At 72.9% G+C, this 2780-nt stretch carries 3 protein-coding genes; all 3 read right to left on the reverse strand.

Annotation, left to right across the window (positions count from 1 at the left end):
- Positions 1-82: 82 nt before the first annotated feature.
- Positions 83-502 (reverse strand): SRPBCC family protein, encoded by a 420-nt coding sequence (locus ACFV1L_RS36280; protein WP_380374547.1) that lies wholly within the window; start codon positions 500-502, stop codon positions 83-85.
- A 33-nt stretch (positions 503-535) separates the two neighbouring features.
- On the reverse strand, positions 536-1546 hold the full coding sequence (locus ACFV1L_RS36285; protein WP_380374549.1) for an aldo/keto reductase: 1011 nt from the start codon (positions 1544-1546) through the stop codon (positions 536-538).
- A gap of 113 nt (positions 1547-1659) precedes the next feature.
- Positions 1660-2637: a TIGR03571 family LLM class oxidoreductase gene (locus ACFV1L_RS36290; RefSeq protein WP_380374552.1), complete on the reverse strand. Its 978-nt coding sequence runs from the start codon at positions 2635-2637 to the stop codon at positions 1660-1662.
- Positions 2638-2780 lie beyond the last annotated feature (143 nt).

A 2780-nucleotide genomic window follows, 5' to 3' on the forward strand; every position in this document is an offset into this window, starting at 1 on the left:
TCAACGTCCTGTGGGCGCTGATCCGTGACCGACGGTGCTACCACGTCACACCTCCAGTGACCGAGACAGCTTGACAACGACATTAGGAAGCGAGGGCGGCGCGGAGGGCGTCGAGGCCGTCGCGGTAGATGGCGGTGAAGAGGGCCACGGCCTCGTCCTCGGTGGCGCCGTCGGGGTTGAAGCGGCCGGACCACTGGACCTCGGCGAGGTCGTCGCGGCCGGGGACGGCGTGCACGCGGATCGTGGACAGGTAGCCGTTGACGGGGAACGGGGCCTGCTGGATGGCGTAGCTGTAGTGGCGCTCGGCCTCGTTGAAGGCGACGAGGCGCTCGACGATGACTCCGCCCTCGGGGTTGCGCAGGCGGCGGACGCGGCCGCCTTCGAGGGCGGTGCTCTCGGGGATGTAGGGGAGCCAGTCGGGGAGCGAGTCGAAGCCGCCGATGAGCTTCCACACCGTGTCGGGGGCGGCGGGGACGATGCGGCTGACGGAGGTGGAGGCCATGATCATTTCTCCGGGCGGTTCGAATGGGGTGGTTCAGGCGCCGTGCGGCAGGGGGGCGGCCGGGCCGACCAGTCCGGTGGCGCGCAGTTCCTGCCAGAACGCGGCGGGGACGGTCTCGTCGAGCGCCGCCCGGTCCTCGGCGATGCGGCTGGGCTTGGTGGCGCCGGCGACGACCGCGGCGGTGACCGGGTGGGCGAGGGAGAACTGGAGGGCGGCGGCCTTGATGCTCACGCCGTGCTTCGCGGCCAGGTCCTTGAGCCGGGTGACGCGCTCGATGATGTGCGCGGGGGCTTCCTGGTACTCGAAGTGGGTGCCGCCGGCGAGGATGCCGGAGCTGTAGGGGCCGCCGACGACCATGCCGACGCCCTGTTCCTGGGCCATCGGAAGCAGGCGCTGGAGGGCGTGCTCGTGGTCGAGGAGGGTGTAGCGGCCCGCGAGGAGGAAGCCGTCGGGCTGCGGCTCGTCGAGGGCGAGGGTGAGCTCGATCGGCTCGGTCTTGTTGACGCCCAGGCCCCAGGCCTTGATGACGCCCTCGTCGCGCAGGCGGGACAGGACGCGGAAGGCGCCGGTGCGGGCCTCCTCGAACTTGGCCAGCCACTGGTCGCCGTGGAAGTCCTGGGCGATGTCGTGCACCCAGACGACGTCCAGGCGGTCGGTGCCCAGGCGCTTGAGGCTGCCCTCGATGGAGCGTTCGGTGGCGTCGGCGGTCCACTCGTGGACGATCCGGTTCGGGTTGCCGTGCTCGAACAGGCCGCCCTTCTCGCCGAAGTCCGGGATGTCGGTCTCGTGCTCGTCGAGGATGACCCGGCCGACCTTGGTGGACAGCACGTACTCGTCGCGCGGCTTGGCGGAGAGGACTTCGCCGAGGCGCTCCTCGGCGAGGCCGGCGCCGTAGAAGGGGGCGGTGTCGTAGTAGCGGACGCCCTGCTGCCAGGCGGCCTCGACGGTGGCGGCGGCCTCGGCGTCGGGGATCGCGCGGTACATGTTGCCGAGCGGGGCGGTGCCGTAGCCGAGCTTGCCGGGAATGAGGTCCTTGAGGGTCACGGTGGTGCCTTTTCGAACGGTGGGTACGGGAGTGCGGCGGCAAGCGCTCAATAGATGCGAGCGCGCCTTGCATGCGTAAACAATAATTGCAGACGCGGGCTAATGCAAGGGCGCTACCCGGCGAAGCGGGGCAGGACGTGCTCCGCGAGCTCCTGGAGCAGCTCCTCCACCGGCCGGTCGTTGGGCCGGAGGTTGAAGGAGACGTGCGAGACCCCGAGCCGCGCCATGGCCTCCAGGTGCTCGACCAATGCGTCGCGGCCGGTGCTGAGGCCCAGCCGGATCGGACGGGCCGGGGCCTGCGGGTCCTCCTGCAGGGTGAGCACCATCGGGGTCAGGTAGGGCTTGCCCCCGGCGAGTTCGCGCCACTGGCGGGTCCGCAGGCGCAGCGCGCCCAGGTCGCGGGGGTAGTTGAGCGAGGCGTCGGCGTGCTCGGCGATCCACTCGGGCGTCTGCTGGGCGCCGCCGGCGACGGCGATCGGGATGCCCGCCGCCTGCGCCGGCTTCGGCAGCACCTCCAGCCGGAGGTCCGCGCCGAGCCCGGCGCCGGGCAGTTCCAGCGGGCCCGGGCGCCAGGCGGCGCGCAGGCTCTGCACTCCGTCCCGGAAGGCGGCGCCGCGGGTGTCGAAGTCCCGTCCGAAGAGCGGGTACTCGACGGGACGGTCGCCGCTGGCGAGGCCGAGCAGCATCCGGCCGCCGGAGAGCGCGTCGACGGTGGCGGCGGCCTTGGCGACGAGCAGGGGTTCGCGCAGCGGCAGGACGACGGCGGCGGTGCCGAGGACGGCGTGCTCGGTGACGGCGGCGAGGTGGCCGAGGTGGGTGAAGGTCTCGAAGACCGTCCCGGCGTCACCGAAGCGGACCGGGTCGAACAGCGGGACGTCGCGCACCCAGAGGCCGGCGAAGCCGAGCCGGTCGGCGAGCCGGGCGAGCCGGGCGTGCTCGGCGAGGTCCGGGACGCCGTGGGGGCGGCCGGCCGTGCGGTCGGCGGCCTGCCGGGAGGGGCCCCAGTCGTTGTCGAGGGGGAGTTCCAGGCCGAGGGTGAGCCGGCCGTCTCCGGGGGCGAGGCGGGCGAGAGCGGGGTGACGGGGTGTCATGGGTGTCCTCAGGGCGGGGGAACGGGCGAAGCCCGCTGCGGGGCGGCCGGGGCGGGCCGGCCCCCCCCGGGCGTCCGGGGGTGGGGGGGGCGCCGGTGTACCCGTCCGGGGGGTGTCTCTTATAAACAACTGAACCAGCCCAC

The organism is Kitasatospora sp. NPDC059646 (genome assembly GCF_042734615.1).
Lineage (GTDB): Bacteria > Actinomycetota > Actinomycetes > Streptomycetales > Streptomycetaceae > Kitasatospora.